Below are 16,153 nucleotides of genomic sequence, written 5' to 3' on the forward strand. Positions count from 1 at the left end.
TCATTATCTAAATCCCCTGGAGGCCCAATCAGAGCTGGCAAACGAACTGGCGCGGCGGCGCGGTGGTGGTGGTGGCGGTGGCGGTGGAGGAGGTGCTGGCGGATCTGGCTGGACTGGCCGGACTGGCAAAGGCTCGGGAAGCTGTGCAGGCGCCTGCACGGCCTCAAGCTGCCCGGGTTGTGCAGGCGCCTGCACGGGCATCGGCTGCGCAGGCAGGGCCAGCGCCGGCGCGTCAAACGGCAGCAGCTCGGCCTGGCGCAGCCGGCGCTCGGCAATGTCCCACTGGACGGGTTTTCTCAGGTGGAGCTTGAGGTGCCGGTAGAGGTAGAGCGAATACACCGTGCAGTCGAGCGCTTCATGCGCCCGGTCCTTGCGCTCTTTCCAGACGCGCTTGGCCGGGTTGTTGCGGCTCGGGATCTTGATCTCGCCCAGGATCTGCTCGTAGAAGTCATCCCGCACGCCTTCATACCAGTGCATGCGGCCTGGCCCATCGCCCTCCAGGCGAATGCGCCCGCCCTGCTCCGACCAGCCCAGGATCAGATCCTTGGCTTTGGCCGTGCCGACCATGTGGACCAACACGCCGGCCCGGCTGGCCTTGGTGGCGCGGTGGTTCGGGTCGATGGCCTTGGGCGGCGTCCAGATCTCAACCTTGCCGACATTGTCAGGGGCGCCCTTCATCGCCAGCACGGGCCGGTCGTGGCGGTGGTGCTTGCGGCAAAACGAATACACCGCGTCGCTGGTCTGCCCGTCGCCCGAGTCAATGCCGACGATGCGGATGCCCAGGCCTGCGCCCGAGGCGTGCAGGATGCCCCGGGCCATGAACTGCTCCAGCTCGATCCAGGCGCCGGCATGCTCGACCACGGTGCGGCCATAGAACTCGCCCCAAAAGGCCAGCCACATCTCCTCGCCCCGACCGAACACCCAGACGGTGACCGCCACCCGGTCGTGCTGCACGTCCACAGTCATCAAGGCCTCGACCGCGCCGGCAGGGCACGTCATCTCGCGGTATTTTTCAGCACGTAGCCGCAGCTCATCTTCCTCGGGCAGCTCGCCCTTGTATTCCCAGGTCAGGCCGAGCGTGGAGTTGTAAAAGGCGATCATGTCGTTCACGTCGCCCTTGTCCATGTTGTCCTTGGCCTCCAGGTATTTCCGGGCCAGCACCGGCACGCGGGAGCCGTCAAAGGTGCTCAGCAGCTCGTTCAAATAAAAGCCCGGCACCGTGCTGTCGGCCGTGGCGATCCAGCCGGCGCCGGCAGATTCGGCCCGGCGCAAGTTGGCGATGCGCTCATCGTCAGTCCACACGCATCCATGGTGCGGGCAGGTGTAGAAAGCCTCCTCCCAGCGCAGCGCGCCGTACACCTCCCGCGGCGCGGTGCCCTCGGGCGCTTTCGGGATGGTGACGTTTTCCCAGGCCAGGACATGCGCCTCGCCGCACGAATGGCAGGGCACATGAAAATAGCGCTTGTCGCTTTTTTTCATCTCGTCCTCGATCGCGCTGGCATCTTTCGCCGTGGGCGTGCCGCCGATTAGGATCAGGTGGTCGTTGTAGGTCTTGGCCCGTTCTTCGAGCAGCTTCAAGCTGTTGCCCTGGCCCTTGACGTTGTTGCTGGCGTCATCGGGCTCCTCGACCACCACCAGGCGGGCGCTGGTGGACTTCACGTCAGACGGGCTATTCGTGCCGACCAGCTTGATCAGACCGCCCGGGAAGCGCTTGCGCAGCATGCTGTTGCCCTGCGCCCGGCTCTTGAGCGCGATGCGCTTGGACAGCACCGGCGTGGACAGGATCATCGGATCGAGCTTTTCGCTGGCGAAGTCCTTCGCCGCCTGCGCACGCGGGAACGCGGCCACGATCACGCTGGGCCGGTAATGCACGTTGTACCCGATGATGTTGCAGACGATGCCCGCCGTGTAGCCGACCTGAGCGCTTTTTTGCACCGCGATCTTGCGCGTGCCTGGCAGGCTGGCCGCGTCGGCAATGCCCTTGAGTGCGGGCGACACGTCCCATGCAAACCGGCCCTTGAGCGCGGACTCCTCCTCGCTCAGCACGCGGTAGTTGGTTGCCCAGCTGGTGATGCTCAGCTTTGGCCGTGGGCGATGCTTGCCCCATACGCGGGCAAACATCTCACGCAATGCAACGCGAGCCTGCGCAGCTGCATTGAATCCGCCAGGCGTACCAAGCATCAGATCTCTTCCCCGTCGTCGTCTTGGGATATACCATCTTTCCCCTCGTCATCGTCCTGCATGGCGGCGCGCCAGTTCGATAACTTGACCAGGTACGCCTCGAACGTGGTGCGCAGCAGTTCTTCAAGGGCGGGCTTCTCCATGCCGATCGACAGCGACGCGATGCGCGGCGGCTCGCCCAGCAAGTACTCCCTGGCCGCGATCACGGCGCCCTCCCACATCGGCTCGATCTCCGAGGCCGGGATCAAGAGGCCGTCATCGCGCATCATGTCGCGCTCGATCTTGTCGCCCTGCAGCCGGGACAGCCGGTCCTTGGGCGTTTCGCTCCTGATCTTGGAGACTTCGCGGCCCACCATCCAGGTGATGCAGGCGGGCGAGTCATACTCGCTCGGCACGCCCGGCCCGCCTTGGAAGGCGATCGGGAAACCCAGCACCTGCCACTCGGTGATGGTCTTGGGCGCGACGCCGAAAAGCGCTGCAATCTGCTCCTGACCCTTGATGCGCATACTTACTTACCTTCAGTGAAAACTGTGAACTAGAAAAAAAACGAGGTTCGAATTACCCGTACAGCTACTCTCCCGGGGAGTACCTTCGAAGGGGGCCGGGCGGGCGGGCGGCGCGAGCGCCGAGCCGTCAAACACCAGCGGCCTCGCGCACGCGATAACGAACGCGGCGGTCCAGGTATTCCTGCACGTTCACGGCCTGCGCCACGCGCTCCATGCTCATGAGCGGCTTGTAGTTGGGCGTGCGCACGAACATCACGACCGGCCTGATGTCCACACCGTAGGCGCCTTGCGCGGCCCAGATGCCGGGCGCTAGGTGCTGCGTCTTGCCGCTGCGCAGGTGACCGTAGGTGACGAAGTAGCGGCGCCCTGCTGTCTTGGCCGTGCCCTTGTGGATCGAGCGCTTGCGCTTGTCGGTCATGTTCGCCTTGTAGCCCTGCTCGCCCGAGGCTTGAAAGTAGGTGATGAGCTGCACCAGGAACGGGCCGCGCAGGTTGCCGCGCCCGTCATCGCTGCCTGGGTAAGGCGTCTTGGGGATGGCAAGGTAGTAGCCACGCGGCAGGATGCCCGCCCGGCGAAAGGCCGCTTCGCTGCGCTTGTCCCGCCGTGGCCCGCCGAATTCCTGCGCCTGCAGAATCTTTTGCGGATCAATGCCCTTGCCGCCCATGTAGGTCGGCAAGACGCTGGCGGTCAGCCTGGCAGGCGTTGCCATCACAACACGCGGACTGCTCAGGATGTAGGGCGTGGGGCGGTCAAACACCCGCCGCATCTCGTCCTGTACGCCCCGGCGCAACTGGAACGCCGTGTCATTGATGGCCTTGGCAAAAGCTGCGCGCAGCTGCTCGCCGCTCAGCCTTTTCAGATCACTATCCAACGGCTGGAGGTTTTCAATCCTGAGTGAAATCTCCATGGCAGCTACCTCGCCCCGGCCTGCTGACGCTGGGCATTCGCCCCCATCACCCGGGCCTTGTAAACCGGGAACTGCTCCAGCCCGTCCCAGGGCTTAAAGCCCAGCTCACGCGCCACCTGATCGACATGCCCCCTTGACCCCTCGGCATGCACCGGCCCGTCGCCGTCAGCCACGCCGCCACCGGCACCCGCAACCTCGTCAAGCCAGCGCTCGCCCGACAGCCAGGCGGACGCCTTGGGCACATACCGGCCACCGTCACGCGTCCAGGCCTCGCCGGCTGCCTGCACCCGGACCGCAGCGAGAATCCGCGATTGCAGCGCAGCGTCCGGTGCCAGCTTGTCCCACCGCTTGCGGGCCTCTGCCACGGCCAGCTTCTTCGGATAGGTTTTCCAGAATTCATCAAACCCACTCGCCGCCCCCTTGGGGGTAGGGGGTGTATTTAATTCATTGGTATTAGGTGGTATTAGTGTCCGGTTGGCGGACGGGTCTGGTACGGCTGGCGTACCACCCCCGTCCGGCTGCCGTACCAGTCCGGCTGGCGGACCGGTACGGCTGGCGTACTGGTCAGATTCCTTTTCCGGGTAGCGCTCGCCGGTCCAGTTGGCAGGCGTGATCCAGTACCGGGTGTTGCGTCCGCTGGTCTTGTCGGGCCACAGCACCTTTTGTTCTTCAAGGTACTTCAGCGCCTCAATGACAGCGGTGCGGCTCCAGCAGGTGCGCATGCACAGCGTGGTGATCGATGGGAATGCATAGCCGTGGTCGCTGGAAATCTCCGCCAGCTGCATGAGCACGTTCTTGGCGACGCCGGGCATTTTGAGCCGCATGCACGCGGTGGACATCAGGAAACTCACTTGCCTTCTCCAATAAATTCTGGCGCTATCGACACTGGCCGGGCGCCGGACACCTTCGCGTTATCGCCCTTGACGCCCCTGCACTCCCGCTTATTCGGGCTGCGCACCAGCCGGCCCATCGTGATCAGCTCACGCACTCGCCCGCTGACGGTGCCCTTCTCCAGGCGAGCCGGCGCATGCACGACCTCCCATGCGTCGCGGATCTCAGCGCCCGTCATGTCGGCAATGCCCCTGCGGCGATGCGCCAGTACCAGGTCAAAAATCTCGCCCTGCAGCTTGTTGAGGACAACTTCGCCCAGGTCGATCAGGGCCTGAGCCGATGTATCTAAAACTGCCATGGCCTACCCCCTGCGCAAGCCCTGAGATATCCTGACGCAGCAAAGGCCAGCGCCAGGCGCCCGGTCGGTGCAATGCTGTTGATCACTGTTGACCTCCTTCAGGCCGCGCCATCCTGCTGCGCACCAGCGCGCCGAGCGCGTTGATCGCGCCGATCAGTTCGCCCTGGTGAAACTCGATCCGGTTGATCTGGGTGCGCGTGACCGGCAGGCCCGGCTCAGTGGCATCGCGCACCGCCAGCACCATGTCAGCCATGGCCGAAAACACCCGGGCATTCCCGTCCATCAGGCTTGTCGGCATCACAGGATTGATGCGAATGCATACATAGCCTTCAGCCGCCGCCAGCACTTGCGTCGGGCCGATAGAGCCAGAGGCACGCTGCAGCCGCTGCAATTCATCGACCCGCAAGTGGTGGGTGTCATTGTTCAGGTTGGCCTTGTGCTGCAGTGAATTGGCCGACAGGCCTGCACGCTTTGCCAGCACGGCCACACCGCCAGGAAAGGAATGCACCAGGTTGGCAATTGCCACTTGAACCTCGTTCGACTCAGGGGTGGCTGGCAGCGCTTCAGATTCGCCATAGGCAGCACCGACCGGAATTGAGATAGTTGCTTTCATGAAAAACGCCTCGAAAAGTAAAAAGGAAAAACATGGATGCCGCACTCAACAACCAGGTCATCAAACTCAAATGCCGCTACTGCACGGCGCCACTGGCCGAGCGCATCGCCAGCTTGAAGGGCAATCCAAAATTTGCCTGCAGCCCATGCGAGACAGCGGTGCAGTCGTATGCGGATCTGCTCAGGGCCGAGCTGGCCCGCATCGACCAGGCGCTGGCCGACCACCGGCAAAAGCTCGACGATGCGTTGTGGAAAGACTGGCGGGCGCTGACCGGCCAGAGCAGTTAATGCACGCATCACGCGCCCTGCCCTGCGGCGGGGATATCTTGGCGCGCAGTGCAACAAAGGCGGGCAGCCCGCTCCGCTACATTGAAGGTTCCTACACCGCTCAATTTCACAAAGGGACTGCCCATGCAACTACCGAACATCGTTCACCCAAAGAAATACAGGATCAATGGATACGTTTTCTAAGTGGTTTCGTATGTCCCGCTGAACGATCAACAGGCGGCAAAGGTTGCTATGCATGGATATCGATCCCGCAAATGGTTGAAGAAAGATCAAAAGAAGAATCAGGAAACAATCCACTCCCAGGCATGGCTTGGAGATCAAGACTCGCTAGGACTGCTTGGGTAAGCAATGCTTCGCGGCGAGACAGGACAATGCTTTTGCGCCGGCCAGGCAGATGCAGGACCACACCACCAGCGGCGCTAACAGACACCCCCGCGAGAAAGTTGCTGATCGCCGACCGCTTCAAGCGTTTTAGTTTTCGGGCGCTGGCCATCTCAAACCCCCTTCGGCAGCGCGGCCGTGACTTCAGGCAGCTTGAAGCCGCGCCGTTCCGGTGGGCCGACACGCTGGTCGGGTCCGATGAAAGGCTGTTTTTTCAGGCGGCGTGTGGGCGGGCCTTTGCGACGCTCATCGAGCACCAGCGAGTCAGCCACCTCTGTCGAGGCGAGCGGCGGCAGCTTGACGGGAGGGTCAACGTCTTTCACCTCTGTTTTGACAACTGCTTGCGCCTCGGCAACATGCTTGATTTCAGCCTCGGCCGTGTCGGCCACATGAAGGATAGCGGCTTTGGCTTCCTCTGCTACTGTATTGATAGCTTCTTGCGCTTGACTAGCGGGCGCTGTATGCCGAATAGATGCCCAATCAATATCTGGACGCAGCACCTCACACACGACAGACTTGAGCGATTCACGCTCAATATTGATGCACAACTCGGCTCCGATACGTTGCCCCGTAGAACCTGCTTTTCGCAAATAGCCAACAGTCGTTCCACAGCGCAAAGCAAACGCTTTTTGCTCAGCAGGGCTAAGGCTATTGAGGTAGGCAAGTAATTTTTCCATGCCAAATCATACCAAAAGGTATTGGCAAATCAATACCTTTTGGATATATACCTTTTAGTATTGATTCGGGAGAATCCCTAGATGGACGTGCAAGTACATCGCAAACAACGTTTACGCGAACTTATTGAACACAGTTGCGGAAACGTCATTGCAGTTTTCGCTGAAAAAATAGCGCGAAACGAGAGTTATGTTTCCCGAATGTTGTACCCACCTGAGAAGGCGGGAGCAAAGCCGATTGCCGACAAGATGATGCTTGTCATCGAGAGGGCATTTGGTCTCTCGCGCGCTTGGCTGGATCTCCCCTTGGGTGCAGAGCTACCCGATCCAAACCCACCCGCATCCTTGGCTAGTCGTGATACGCCTTGGCCAAAAGACAAAAGCACAACCCCGCAGGAAGCAAATGAGTCAAGTAAGTTTTACGGCCATCAACTCACTGAGGAACAGCAGCAATCTATGAAAGAAGCCTCTGTGCTATTGCTTGATATGTCTCCAGAAGGCCGCAAAAATTCAATTGCCTATTTGAAATTTATGCTGACCCAGCATCCGGGACGCACCCACTCCTCAGGCGGGGAACGTGATTCAATTCCCCATCAGAAAGCAGCGTGAGTCTTCGCCAGTGCGATAAATCATCTTGCAACTAGCGAAACTGAAAAAATGAAACGTGAGGAATTATTTCAGTGCTCCTAAAATTCCTCGTTGTTGCCGCGCTTGCAACAACCAAGCTTGCCACTGCCCAGGTCAAATGCACGATGCCTAACGGCGTTGTCATCACACAGCAATTGTCATCCTCATGCCCAGTTGGAGCGATCAAGGGGCAGACGCTAGACGGCAAACCTGTAGCGCTATTAGTACCGCCAGCAAAAGAAATAACGCCAACTGTAAGCCGGGCACCGCCACCCGCCGCCAAGCCTGTGCAAGCGTCACCACCACCAAAGGATCGCTCATACGAATACGCAAAGGCTATCTGCACGTTACTGGAGGGCGCAGGAGCCACCACATGCGACGTCAACTCCAACATTTTTTCAACCAGCACCATCGAGGCAACCCTGGCAACTTCGCCCAGAGACGCAGCCCAGTCATGCCGTTTTATTGCCTCTACCATGCGCAGTAAAACCGACGCCTTTCAAAGCAAAAACTGGAAAATTTTGATTTTTTCCCCGTTCAGTGGCAACCGGCCTATTGCGGCTTGCGAACTTTGAAAAATTAGTCCGCTTCATTGCTCCAATTTTGAAACCAAAGACAAATGATTATTCCCGCAAACATCAGCGCCGCCCACGTCGAAGAATTTTGTAGCAGCCTGGCCAAGGGAGAGCATCCGATTGACGTTTGCTGCCAGCCAGTGGCGGGCCAACCAGAACGCGAATGCTTTTCCGTTGTCGAACAGCAGGTTTCGGAGTTCGGGGGACAACTCGTGCTGGGCTGGGCGATCTGGGAACGAACCGGTGTATTCATCGAGGCAGAATTCCATGCCGTTTGGCGCAACCCAGATGCCAAGCTGATTGATGTCGTACCCCGCTTTGCTACTTTTGGCAGCATTACTTTTCTTCCTGATGCCAATAGCAAATACAACGGGCAGCAGGTGGACAACGTTCGCAAATCTATGGTCAAAGATATGGATGTTGTTCGGTTCCTCTTCCTGGCAAAGCGACGATTCGAAATTTTCAATACGGGTGATCTGGCAAACCAGCACGGCGAAATAGCCTTGCCGAAAAGACTCTACAGGGAGTACGAAAAACTCATGAAGGAGTGGGCGCGACTGGAGAGGCGTATTGAGGCAAGGTATCCCTGAGAGACCCGGCTGCTGCCCTTTGTAAATCATCATAGCTTTTGCCCCAAAAATTGAGTAAAGCCGTGCATGCGGCGCTTCTTCAGCAGCCCTGAAGCGTCGGCATCACTTGCATCCCTCCCCGCCCCATGAGGCGGTTTTTTTTCGTCTGTCATTTGCACATCCTTTGAACCCGCACCATGCGGGGCATCTGCATTATTGCAAAAATACTTACCAAAAAGTATTGATTGAAAGAATACCTTTTGGTATGCTTCAGCCATCTACAACCCGGAGGCTGAATTGGAAGCACTTTCCCCAACCCGTGCAGACGCCCGCACACCCGCAGAGATCGACAGCCTGATGGAAAAGGCATTCTTTGTCGGCCGCGTCCCACGCAGCGAGCAGTACCGCCAGGGCGTGCACGCCATCCTCGACCGCCGCCTGTGCGGCGCTTCAATCCCCCCGATGCCTTACAACGCAGGCACCTGCGAAGCGGACGCCTACTTTTCCGGCCAGGACGAAGGCCACTTCATCGCCCGCCGCGTCTTGGGACTGGAAGCATGAACGCCGCCAATACCAGTGCAGCTGTCTGCACAACGTCCCCATCGAGCGGCAAGGCTCGCACACGCAAATTCACTGCGCCTTACTTCACGGTGCAGGCCACTGTCAGTATTTTTTTAGGCGACAGCACGTCCAACAGTCCCGACGCCAAGGTGCGGGTCAATTTCGTTATCTGGCACAAAGAAGAGGTTTATCGCAGCGGACGTGACTGGGCTCAAACCGTCTTGCGTCGCTTCGGCACCGATCAAAAAATGCTCGACGACGCTTACTACGAAGTTGATGTTGACGCATATTTCGCCCGGGATGCGCGCTACGTGCGCAACCCCGACAACGAGCCGGTGGAGGCGTTTTACTTTTATGACAAAAAGGACGAGGCACGGCTGATCAAGCAGCGGCGCCTGGTGCCTGAAAGCCACCAGGACATCTACCGGATTTATGACCCCCAACCCGATGCAGCCGTGCCAGCCGGAGGTGCAGCATGAGCCGCCACTCGACCACCAGCCTGCTGTCCGCATCCACCTGGAGCCTTGTCTGCGCCCTCGCCATCATCATGGCCAGCAGTTGGCTGATCGACGGCCCGAGCGAGACACAGGCCGCGCAAGACGTTGCCGACGAGGCCGAATACGCCGCCGCGCAGGCCGATGGCGGCGCCGCCAAATGCGCAGCGCTGGGCCGCACGCCGATCTGGACGCCTGACGGCAACCTGATCTGCCGCGCCGCCGCCAAGCCCGTGACCGTGGCCCAGGGAGGCCGGCCGTGATCCGCACCGACCGCAACAGCGAGCCGCTGGACGGCAGCGCCGACGACCTGGCCGACGACCTGGCCGACGACCTGGCCGACGACACGGGCCTGCTGATCTGCCAGGGCTTCGGGCTGATCGCGGTCGTGCTGGCGCTGGCTTTTTACGCCTGCCTCTAAGCCGAGCCGCCATGTCCGATCCGGTCACTCTCCCCATTCGCGCCTATCTGCGCATGCGCGCTGGAACCTGCGTCGCAGCCGACACCACGCGCGGCATAGCACTGGTGCTGCGCGACACCGGCGGGCTGTTTCCCGACGGCATCACGGTGCAGTGGCTGGGCAAGGAGGCCGCCGAGTTTTACGACCGGCACCAGCACGAACTCACGGCCGGCCGGTGCCTGGACCTTGAACTCTTTCACTTTCGCAGCGTGCAGAACCAGCTGCGCGCCAGCGTCAAGACCTGCCAGCTGGCCCCTTTGGCGCCCAGCTGGATCAAGCACGCCGACAAATCCATATCAACCCCATCAACCCCAGGACTGCGCCTCGTATGACCACCATCACCATCGTTTTAACCGACCTACCCAAGGGCCGGGGCGTCACCGTGCAAACCGATGCCGGCGTGCCGTGCGTGGGCCAGCCGCGCACCCCGGCCGAGGCGCTGGCCATGGACTTGCTGCGCACCTGCAGCCGCCAGGCCGACAGCGTGCAGTACGGCCTGGCCAGCGCGACGCTGCAGGGCGAGCTGATCCAGGCCCAAGCAGCGGAGGCCGCATGAACCGCCCCCACATCATCGGCCTGTGCGGCCTGGCCAGCTGCGGCAAGGACACGGTGGCCCAGCTGCTGGCCGTGCACCTGCGGTTTTCGCAGCTGGCGTTTGCCGATGCGCTGCGCAATGAGGTCTGCCAGGCCTTTGGCATTGACCAGTCGATCCTGACGCGCCGCGACACCAAGGAAGTGCCAACTCCGGCGCTGGCGTTGCGGCGCTGCAGCACGGTCAGCGGCTTTGCGATGGCGATGATTTCGCAGGGCAAATGGCTCGAACCCGGCAGGAGCCTGAAAGAGGAGTTTTTCGCTCCCCGCTCACCCCGGCAGATCATGCAGTGGTGGGGCACCGAATACCGCCGCATCTACAGCGGCCAGGACTACTGGACGCGAACCCTCAAAGCCCGGGTTTACATCCAGCAGGAAAGCAACCAGTGGCGCCACGTCATCAGCGACGTGCGTTTCGACAACGAAGCCGAAGCCGTGCGCGCCATGGGCGGCGTGATCTGGCAGATCAAGCGGCCCGGCCTCAAGCACGACGCGAGCCATGTCAGCGAAACGGACGGCAGCCGCTTCAAGCCGGACCTGGTGATCAACAACTGCCACGACATCAAGCACCTGCAGGCGCTGGTCACCGGCGCCTGGGTCAAGTCCGAGACAGGCCTCGATGACGCCGGCCTGATCAACATGGGCTCCACCTTTTCCAGGCTGAGCCGGTCATGAGCCGCGCCGCCCTGCCGTCACCCATTAACTCCCCGGAGATCACCATGGCAAAACCTCAAAAACTCTCCCAGCTGCTGATCGGCAAGGAAGTCGCTCTCAATTTCAACCTGTGCGACATCAGCGGCGAGCCGCATCCGGCTGCCGGCAAGCGGGCCACTGTCATTGCGCGCAACAGCAAGACCGCCTACCAGGTCGGGGCCGAGGACGGCGCGGTCTATGTAGTGCAGGAAAGCGACTGGACACCCTATCCGAACAAGCTGCATCCAGACACCATGGATCTGACCGATCACCGCAAGACGATCAACCTGTACACCGATGCCAAACTCAACAAGGTCGAGCAGCTGCTGCTGGGGACCATTCACGAATCGCCCTTCAATCCGCGCACCAACTACCCGGCCGAGGAAATGGAGGAACTGGCCGAGTCCGCCCGGGAAGTGGGAATCATGCAGCCCGTGCTGGTGCGCCCCCGGGGCGATGGCGGTTACGAGCTGGTGTTCGGCCATCGCCGGCACCGCGCCGCGCTCACGGCGAAGCTGGAATTCATTCCGGCCATCGTGCGCGACCTCACGGACGCGCAAAGCGCCCAGCTGCAGGCAGTGGAGAACGTGCAGCGCCGCGACCTCGATCCGATGGACGAGGCGCTGGGTTACGCCGCCTTCATTGCAGCGCATGGCATTACCAAGGACGAGCTGGCCCGGCAGATCGGCAAGAGCCGCACCCATGTTTACAACCGCCTGAAGCTCGCCACGCTGCACGCGCCCGGCCAGGCCGCGCTGCGGGCTGGCAAGATCCGCGCCGAGGTCGCCACGCGTGTGGCCCGGGTGGTGGGCGAGAAAAACCAGGCCAAGGCGCTGGCCTTGATGCTGGAGCCCGGCTATGGGGGCGAACTCAAGAGCCTGCGCGCAGCCCGATCCGAGTTGTCCGAAAAGTTCACGCTCGACCTGAAAGCGGCGCTGTGGGCGCTCGATGATGCTGGACTGGTCGCCAGTGCAGGCGCCTGCACGGTCTGCCCGAAGCGCTCGGGCGTCGATCCGATTGTGTATGCCGACCTGCTCGACAAGCCGGACTATTACAGCAACTCGCCGAAGGGCCAGAACGTCTGCACCGACCCCGATTGCTTTGCCGGCAAGAAAACCGCCCAGCTCAAACGCAACCAGGAAGCGCTCGAAGCCAAGGGCAAGATCATGGTGACCGGCAACGCGGCGCGCAAGGCGGTCGATGCCCAGGGCAACGTCAAGGGCGACTACATCCCGGTCTCGGAAATGCGCGAAGCGCTCAAGAGCGCCAACAAAGGCACGGCCGGGCCGGCCGTCACCACCCTGACGATCCAGAACCCGCGCGACGGCAAGACCATCGAGGTCGTCAAGCGCAAGGAAGCCGAAGCTGCAGGCGTGAAGACGCCCCCGGCCAAGCCCGCCAATGGCCGCACCGACTGGAACGCCTACGAGCGCGACCGCAAGGAAGAAGAAAAAGCCCGCGAAGCCAAGGCGGCGGAACAGACCCGCATCAATGTCGCAGCCCTGCACAAGGTGCGCGAAACGGCCGCCAGGGTGGGGACGGGCCTGTTCGAGTTGCGGATGATTGCGCAGGTAACCATCGCCGGCGTGGCGTACGTCGATAAGGGCGTTCTCCTGGCGCTCTACGACGCCGAGGACACGGACGACCTGAAAGACAAGGCCGGCCGGATGTCGAAAGAGGAGTTGACCACCCTGCTGCTGGACTGCGCCCTGGTCGATAACGTGCGGATGCTCGGCTACGGCAAACCCGAGGCGCCAGAGCCGATGCTGGCAGCCGCCATGCAGTACGGCGTTGACGTCGAGGCCGTGCGCCAGGCCTACACCCCTGCAGAGGTGACGGCATGAAAAGACCCAGCCCAGACGGCGTGCTGCTGCGCCAGCGCATTGCCGAGGATTCCGCCACGCCATCGGGTTTTGTCATCGAGCGCGGCGACGCCGAGCACCAGAAAAACGCCTACAAGATCTGCAGCGCCTGGGTCAAGCAGGGCAAGTTGTTCAAGGTCAAGGCGCCGTGCAAGATGCTGCGTTTTTTCGACAGCCAGGCGGCATCCGATGCCTGGCTGGCCCGGCAGCAGGCCGCCATGCCGGCACCAGCTCCAGAGCCGGCCAAGGCGCCCAGGCGGGCCAAGCAGCCCAAAGCAGCACAGACCTACCGCGCCGCAGACCTGCCGTTCGCCTTTGTCGGCCAGCGCGGCCGCGTGAGCGCCTGAGCCATGAAGCACACGCCCCAACGCCGGCAGGCCGGCTACATCGTTCAGGCACTGGCGCTGGTCGCCGGCTGCATGGGCATCGTTGAATTTGTTCTGAGGATTGTGAAATGAGAAAAACCACCACTCACGGGCGAAAACTCAAGCGCCTGCAGGCGCATGCCCAGCCAGGCCAAGCCATTGCCGCGCACGCCAGCCCGGTCGGACGCGCCGTCATCGCCAGGGAGGAGATCGACAGCGTGACCGAGTTGATGACATACATGACCAGCGTAAGCACCCGGATCTACTTCACATTGGACGGCGAACGCGACCCCAAGCTGCTGGCCAACCTGGCGCTGGTACTGGGCGTCGGCGCGGAAGTCGCCCTGGCCCTAGTTCCCCACCACCCGGAAGCCAAGCGCCTGCACGCGGCCCTGCGCACCGTGCTGCAGTTCAGCGTTGACGGCGGGCGCTGGCAAAGCAGCCAGGCCAAGATCCTGCATGAGGCGGCGCAGCTGGCCACCGAAGTGTTCCTGGAGCGCTCTACGCTGGGCACACTCTTTTTCCCTGGCGCCTTTGAGCTGGCCGAAAAGGTCAGAAACGGCACGGCCCGCATGTCTGACGTCGCCGGTGCCGAGGTCTACAACCAGAAGGCTGCCACAGCCTCGGGAGCGCAAGGATGAGCAAGCTCGGCCAACTGCGCAAGCGCATCAATTACGAAACGAACGTGCCGCGCTGCGAGACCTGCGCGGCGTTCAAAAAACCGTATGTGTACCTGACGACAAACAGCCTGCCGGCGCGCTCAAAACCGCTTTGCAAGGCCCATCAATTCACGATCCAGCCACTTTCATGCTGCGACAAATGGACCGGTAAAGACGGCTCGACACTTTCAAATCACTGAGAACAACAATGACCCACACCTACGTTAAATGCACTGTTAGCCCAGCCGTTCATTCCGAAATCAAGGCCGCGCTGATCGCGGCTGGATATAGCCATGCCATCGAGGGCGAAACGATTGACATGCAAGGGCTGGCACTAGTGATTGACCCTGCGGCTGCGGCAGTAGAGCCGATGCTGCGCTTTTGCCCAGGCTGCGGCAGCGTGGGCGCGGTGCCCGACACGTACCTGGACTGCTGCCCGGATGGAAGCGATGCGCGTGTCATTCCGGCCGCGCTGGCGAACAAATGCCGCGACCTGTTTCAGATGGCGCTGGCGACCGCACTGATGCCCGAGGCTGGCGAGCCAGCACAGACCGGTTTGTACAGCACCAAGCAGGCTCCAGTTCCGGCTGAGTGCTGGTCGGATGATGTCAACGAGGACTTCAATTACGACAGCCTGGCCGACTTGCTCGGCAGCAATGATGAACTGGCGGTCGGCGATACCGTTTACGTGGCCGATGCCGTCATCCCGGACCCCGCCACCTACATCAATGCAGACGACATCCTCGAACAGATGGGAGAGCGCGCCCGCGAAGACGGTGGCGAGTATGCCGAAGACTATCCCGACGTGAGCGCCGATGCGAAGCAATCGCTTGATGCCTTTGTCAAGGGCTGGGCACGCAAGCACTGCACGCCGACCAACTTCTACAAAGTCAGCAAGGTGCGCGATTACATCCTGACGGCCCGCGACCTGGCGCCATGACCCACCGCTACCGCTGCCCCGAGTGCAGGACAAGGCGTACTGACTGGCTTTCCCTGCTGGCTCATTGCGACAGGTCCGGTCATGCGCTTTGCCGCTGCGGTGGCTACCACTACGCACATCGCCCAGGATCACCCTATTGCACGAAAAACCCGTGGAGCGATTTGAACCATGCCGAGCGGGCTGATGAAAGCGTCGAAACGCTGCTTGATATTGCCGCCCACATTGCATTCGATACCCCCGGACGAGTCGCAAGCGACTGTCCTTTTTAAAAAGTAAATCAAATGACCTCAGTAACACAAGCATGGACACATGCCCTACCAATGATGCAGCAAACCGTGCTGCTGACCGCCATACGCGGGCCGGATGGCCTGCCAAAGTACGGCGCCATCAAGATGCTGCTGCGCTGGTACCGGCGCTGCCTGCTGCTTTCCGCCATTGACGGGCGCGTCCTGGATAACCCGATTGATCCGAATGGCGGCAGCTTCACCGGCCCGTCACTTGTCGGCGATGACGAGTTCGATCCATGGTACGAGCGCATGCAGGTCCATGTGAACGGCTACCTGCGCGACCTCGACGCCATCCCTCATCACTTCCAGATGCACTTTATGCATGCGGTCGAGATCGTGGGCTTCAAGCACCCCGATCCGATCATCCGGCACTTCTGGAATGCGGTTTACGAGCGCCTGGTGCATGACATGCACGTCTGGCCAGAGACGGTCGAGCAGCTGGATTCACGGCTTGGCGACAGCCGGTCGGGATGGCTGAAGCGTGCCGATCCTGCGACGGTGGAGTGACCATGGATGACTGGCGATATTTAACGTGGGCTTTGGCAGAAGGCGGCGCTTGCATTGTCGGATGTCCCGCCGTCCGCGCCGGCCTGATGAAATCAGGGCTAATGGTCCCCGTACCCGGTGGAGGGATTAGAACTTCCCGGTTATTCCATAAGACCAACGTAATGGCCCTGACTAAAAAGGGACAACGCCGCGCTGTTGAGCTGCGAGACCAGACCTCAAATCACT

The 16,153-nt window shown here is 61.3% G+C and carries 25 protein-coding genes; 17 read left to right on the forward strand and 8 right to left on the reverse strand.

All coding sequences use genetic code 11. The features are described 5' to 3' along the window. Positions 1–3 precede the first annotated feature (3 nt). The 6 genes from PNAP_RS11305 to PNAP_RS11330 form a co-directional block, all read right to left on the reverse strand. On the reverse strand, positions 4–2,181 hold the full coding sequence (locus PNAP_RS11305; RefSeq protein ID WP_011801643.1) for a phage terminase large subunit family protein: 2,178 nt from the start codon (positions 2,179–2,181) through the stop codon (positions 4–6). Further along, positions 2,181–2,687, reverse strand: a complete 507-nt coding sequence (locus PNAP_RS24970; protein WP_011801644.1) for a terminase small subunit — start codon at positions 2,685–2,687, stop codon at positions 2,181–2,183. The genes PNAP_RS11305 and PNAP_RS24970 overlap by 1 nt, the downstream gene beginning before the upstream one ends. 127 nt (positions 2,688–2,814) lie before the next feature. Then, complete coding sequence (locus tag PNAP_RS11315) at positions 2,815–3,594, reverse strand: hypothetical protein (RefSeq protein WP_011801645.1); 780 nt, start codon at positions 3,592–3,594, stop codon at positions 2,815–2,817. Between the two features lie 5 nt (positions 3,595–3,599). Further along, a complete protein-coding gene (locus PNAP_RS24975; RefSeq protein ID WP_049763671.1) occupies positions 3,600–4,445 on the reverse strand; it encodes a helix-turn-helix domain-containing protein in 846 nt (281 codons plus the stop codon). After that, positions 4,442–4,783, reverse strand: coding sequence for a hypothetical protein (locus PNAP_RS11325; RefSeq protein ID WP_011801647.1), 342 nt, complete (start codon positions 4,781–4,783; stop codon positions 4,442–4,444). Before PNAP_RS11325 ends, PNAP_RS24975 begins: the two co-directional genes overlap by 4 nt. Positions 4,784–4,865: 82 nt before the next feature. Beyond that, entirely contained in the window at positions 4,866–5,396 is a 531-nt protein-coding gene (locus PNAP_RS11330; protein WP_011801648.1) for a phage regulatory CII family protein, read from the reverse strand. A gap of 32 nt (positions 5,397–5,428) precedes the next feature. Here PNAP_RS11330 and PNAP_RS11335 point away from each other — a divergent pair, with 32 nt between their 5' ends. Next, positions 5,429–5,683 (forward strand): hypothetical protein, encoded by a 255-nt coding sequence (locus tag PNAP_RS11335; RefSeq protein ID WP_011801649.1) that lies wholly within the window; start codon positions 5,429–5,431, stop codon positions 5,681–5,683. A gap of 494 nt (positions 5,684–6,177) precedes the next feature. Here PNAP_RS11335 and PNAP_RS25640 read toward each other — a convergent pair whose 3' ends face one another. Then, positions 6,178–6,741 carry a transcriptional regulator gene (locus PNAP_RS25640; RefSeq protein WP_011801650.1) on the reverse strand — a complete coding sequence of 188 codons (564 nt, stop codon included), beginning with the start codon at positions 6,739–6,741 and terminating at the stop codon, positions 6,178–6,180. A gap of 81 nt (positions 6,742–6,822) precedes the next feature. On the opposite strand from PNAP_RS25640, the gene PNAP_RS26935 reads away from it, so the two are divergent. The 3 genes from PNAP_RS26935 (at position 6,823) to PNAP_RS11350 (ending at position 8,530) form a co-directional block, all read left to right on the forward strand. Further along, on the forward strand, positions 6,823–7,347 hold the full coding sequence (locus PNAP_RS26935; RefSeq protein ID WP_011801651.1) for a hypothetical protein: 525 nt from the start codon (positions 6,823–6,825) through the stop codon (positions 7,345–7,347). Positions 7,348–7,418: 71 nt separating this feature from the next. Then, positions 7,419–7,940 (forward strand): hypothetical protein, encoded by a 522-nt coding sequence (locus tag PNAP_RS26940; RefSeq protein WP_011801652.1) that lies wholly within the window; start codon positions 7,419–7,421, stop codon positions 7,938–7,940. 44 nt (positions 7,941–7,984) lie between these two features. Beyond that, entirely contained in the window at positions 7,985–8,530 is a 546-nt protein-coding gene (locus tag PNAP_RS11350) for a hypothetical protein (protein ID WP_011801653.1), read from the forward strand. Between the two features lie 29 nt (positions 8,531–8,559). Here PNAP_RS11350 and PNAP_RS26945 read toward each other — a convergent pair whose 3' ends face one another. Continuing rightward, positions 8,560–8,787, reverse strand: a complete 228-nt coding sequence (locus PNAP_RS26945; RefSeq protein WP_157040268.1) for a hypothetical protein — start codon at positions 8,785–8,787, stop codon at positions 8,560–8,562. A 19-nt stretch (positions 8,788–8,806) separates the two neighbouring features. On the opposite strand from PNAP_RS26945, the gene PNAP_RS11355 reads away from it, so the two are divergent. From PNAP_RS11355 to PNAP_RS11410, 13 genes are all read left to right on the forward strand, one after another. Then, positions 8,807–9,070, forward strand: coding sequence for a hypothetical protein (locus tag PNAP_RS11355; protein ID WP_011801654.1), 264 nt, complete (start codon positions 8,807–8,809; stop codon positions 9,068–9,070). After that, complete coding sequence (locus tag PNAP_RS11360; protein ID WP_011801655.1) at positions 9,067–9,549, forward strand: hypothetical protein; 483 nt, start codon at positions 9,067–9,069, stop codon at positions 9,547–9,549. The genes PNAP_RS11355 and PNAP_RS11360 overlap by 4 nt, the downstream gene beginning before the upstream one ends. Next, positions 9,546–9,827: a hypothetical protein gene (locus PNAP_RS11365; RefSeq protein WP_011801656.1), complete on the forward strand. Its 282-nt coding sequence runs from the start codon at positions 9,546–9,548 to the stop codon at positions 9,825–9,827. Before PNAP_RS11360 ends, PNAP_RS11365 begins: the two co-directional genes overlap by 4 nt. Beyond that, positions 9,824–9,985: a hypothetical protein gene (locus PNAP_RS26950; protein ID WP_011801657.1), complete on the forward strand. Its 162-nt coding sequence runs from the start codon at positions 9,824–9,826 to the stop codon at positions 9,983–9,985. Before PNAP_RS11365 ends, PNAP_RS26950 begins: the two co-directional genes overlap by 4 nt. A gap of 11 nt (positions 9,986–9,996) precedes the next feature. After that, positions 9,997–10,356, forward strand: coding sequence for a hypothetical protein (locus tag PNAP_RS11370; RefSeq protein WP_011801658.1), 360 nt, complete (start codon positions 9,997–9,999; stop codon positions 10,354–10,356). Then, positions 10,353–10,580: a hypothetical protein gene (locus tag PNAP_RS11375; RefSeq protein WP_011801659.1), complete on the forward strand. Its 228-nt coding sequence runs from the start codon at positions 10,353–10,355 to the stop codon at positions 10,578–10,580. Before PNAP_RS11370 ends, PNAP_RS11375 begins: the two co-directional genes overlap by 4 nt. Then, positions 10,577–11,290, forward strand: coding sequence for a deoxynucleotide monophosphate kinase family protein (locus PNAP_RS24980; protein WP_011801660.1), 714 nt, complete (start codon positions 10,577–10,579; stop codon positions 11,288–11,290). The genes PNAP_RS11375 and PNAP_RS24980 overlap by 4 nt, the downstream gene beginning before the upstream one ends. A 44-nt stretch (positions 11,291–11,334) precedes the next feature. After that, a complete protein-coding gene (locus PNAP_RS24985) occupies positions 11,335–13,152 on the forward strand; it encodes a ParB/RepB/Spo0J family partition protein (protein WP_011801661.1) in 1,818 nt (605 codons plus the stop codon). Beyond that, positions 13,149–13,517: a hypothetical protein gene (locus PNAP_RS11390; RefSeq protein WP_011801662.1), complete on the forward strand. Its 369-nt coding sequence runs from the start codon at positions 13,149–13,151 to the stop codon at positions 13,515–13,517. The genes PNAP_RS24985 and PNAP_RS11390 overlap by 4 nt, the downstream gene beginning before the upstream one ends. A 107-nt stretch (positions 13,518–13,624) precedes the next feature. Then, positions 13,625–14,176 carry a hypothetical protein gene (locus PNAP_RS11395; protein WP_011801663.1) on the forward strand — a complete coding sequence of 184 codons (552 nt, stop codon included), beginning with the start codon at positions 13,625–13,627 and terminating at the stop codon, positions 14,174–14,176. Next, complete coding sequence (locus tag PNAP_RS11400) at positions 14,173–14,394, forward strand: hypothetical protein (protein ID WP_041376668.1); 222 nt, start codon at positions 14,173–14,175, stop codon at positions 14,392–14,394. The genes PNAP_RS11395 and PNAP_RS11400 overlap by 4 nt, the downstream gene beginning before the upstream one ends. Positions 14,395–14,402: 8 nt before the next feature. Further along, a complete protein-coding gene (locus PNAP_RS24990) occupies positions 14,403–15,134 on the forward strand; it encodes a hypothetical protein (protein WP_011801664.1) in 732 nt (243 codons plus the stop codon). 281 nt (positions 15,135–15,415) lie between these two features. Continuing rightward, the gene (locus PNAP_RS11410) at positions 15,416–15,928 is read left to right on the forward strand and encodes a hypothetical protein (RefSeq protein WP_011801665.1); all 513 of its coding nucleotides are present in this window, start codon (positions 15,416–15,418) and stop codon (positions 15,926–15,928) included. The last annotated feature ends 225 nt before the right edge of the window (positions 15,929–16,153 follow it).

This window comes from Polaromonas naphthalenivorans CJ2 (genome assembly GCF_000015505.1).
GTDB lineage: Bacteria > Pseudomonadota > Gammaproteobacteria > Burkholderiales > Burkholderiaceae_C > Polaromonas > Polaromonas naphthalenivorans.

What these genes read in the sequence shown, in the direction of transcription:
- PNAP_RS11305 (WP_011801643.1), bottom strand. Translation starts at nt 2,181, where the DNA reads ATGCTTGGTACGCCTGGCGGATTCAATGCAGCTGCGCAGGCTCGCGTT.
- PNAP_RS24970 (WP_011801644.1), bottom strand. Translation starts at nt 2,687, where the DNA reads ATGCGCATCAAGGGTCAGGAGCAGATTGCAGCGCTTTTCGGCGTCGCG.
- PNAP_RS11315 (WP_011801645.1), bottom strand. Translation starts at nt 3,594, where the DNA reads ATGGAGATTTCACTCAGGATTGAAAACCTCCAGCCGTTGGATAGTGAT.
- PNAP_RS11325 (WP_011801647.1), bottom strand. Translation starts at nt 4,783, where the DNA reads ATGGCAGTTTTAGATACATCGGCTCAGGCCCTGATCGACCTGGGCGAA.
- PNAP_RS11330 (WP_011801648.1), bottom strand. Translation starts at nt 5,396, where the DNA reads ATGAAAGCAACTATCTCAATTCCGGTCGGTGCTGCCTATGGCGAATCT.
- PNAP_RS11335 (WP_011801649.1), top strand. Translation starts at nt 5,429, where the DNA reads ATGGATGCCGCACTCAACAACCAGGTCATCAAACTCAAATGCCGCTAC.
- PNAP_RS25640 (WP_011801650.1), bottom strand. Translation starts at nt 6,741, where the DNA reads ATGGAAAAATTACTTGCCTACCTCAATAGCCTTAGCCCTGCTGAGCAA.
- PNAP_RS26935 (WP_011801651.1), top strand. Translation starts at nt 6,823, where the DNA reads ATGGACGTGCAAGTACATCGCAAACAACGTTTACGCGAACTTATTGAA.
- PNAP_RS11350 (WP_011801653.1), top strand. Translation starts at nt 7,985, where the DNA reads ATGATTATTCCCGCAAACATCAGCGCCGCCCACGTCGAAGAATTTTGT.
- PNAP_RS26945 (WP_157040268.1), bottom strand. Translation starts at nt 8,787, where the DNA reads ATGGCTGAAGCATACCAAAAGGTATTCTTTCAATCAATACTTTTTGGT.
- PNAP_RS11360 (WP_011801655.1), top strand. Translation starts at nt 9,067, where the DNA reads ATGAACGCCGCCAATACCAGTGCAGCTGTCTGCACAACGTCCCCATCG.
- PNAP_RS11365 (WP_011801656.1), top strand. Translation starts at nt 9,546, where the DNA reads ATGAGCCGCCACTCGACCACCAGCCTGCTGTCCGCATCCACCTGGAGC.
- PNAP_RS11370 (WP_011801658.1), top strand. Translation starts at nt 9,997, where the DNA reads ATGTCCGATCCGGTCACTCTCCCCATTCGCGCCTATCTGCGCATGCGC.
- PNAP_RS11375 (WP_011801659.1), top strand. Translation starts at nt 10,353, where the DNA reads ATGACCACCATCACCATCGTTTTAACCGACCTACCCAAGGGCCGGGGC.
- PNAP_RS24980 (WP_011801660.1), top strand. Translation starts at nt 10,577, where the DNA reads ATGAACCGCCCCCACATCATCGGCCTGTGCGGCCTGGCCAGCTGCGGC.
- PNAP_RS24985 (WP_011801661.1), top strand. Translation starts at nt 11,335, where the DNA reads ATGGCAAAACCTCAAAAACTCTCCCAGCTGCTGATCGGCAAGGAAGTC.
- PNAP_RS11390 (WP_011801662.1), top strand. Translation starts at nt 13,149, where the DNA reads ATGAAAAGACCCAGCCCAGACGGCGTGCTGCTGCGCCAGCGCATTGCC.
- PNAP_RS11395 (WP_011801663.1), top strand. Translation starts at nt 13,625, where the DNA reads ATGAGAAAAACCACCACTCACGGGCGAAAACTCAAGCGCCTGCAGGCG.
- PNAP_RS11400 (WP_041376668.1), top strand. Translation starts at nt 14,173, where the DNA reads ATGAGCAAGCTCGGCCAACTGCGCAAGCGCATCAATTACGAAACGAAC.
- PNAP_RS24990 (WP_011801664.1), top strand. Translation starts at nt 14,403, where the DNA reads ATGACCCACACCTACGTTAAATGCACTGTTAGCCCAGCCGTTCATTCC.
- PNAP_RS11410 (WP_011801665.1), top strand. Translation starts at nt 15,416, where the DNA reads ATGACCTCAGTAACACAAGCATGGACACATGCCCTACCAATGATGCAG.